This is a genomic window from Treponema sp. R6D11, from assembly GCF_054786075.1.
In genome coordinates, this window is sequence record NZ_BDHD01001127.1 from 1 (window position 1) to 271 (window position 271).

Genomic DNA, 271 nt, shown 5'->3' on the forward strand with positions numbered 1-271 from the left:
AGGGCGAATATCTATATTGTTCCGCGTAGTTGAAAATCCAGCGATTCTGCAAAGTTCTAGTTCCGTTTCATTAGTTAAAGCAATAATATCATTTTTGCAAAGACTCATAATCAACTTAGCCGCAGGGTGAGGTTTTTGTAGAAAAACCTTATCAAAACCATGTAATTTCTGTCGCATAGCTTCAGGGCGCGAAACAAACACGCCATCATATTTATATTTTCCTTTTGACTGAGGAATCCGCCAAATATCTACTCTATAGTAATCACCCGAC

1 protein-coding gene is annotated in these 271 nt (G+C 38.0%); it reads right to left on the minus strand.

Annotated elements, in window-relative coordinates:
• Positions 1 to 271, minus strand: a 271-nt coding sequence (locus ACYVTD_RS17775; RefSeq protein ID WP_461248944.1) for a hypothetical protein, incomplete at both ends; no start/stop codon positions are given.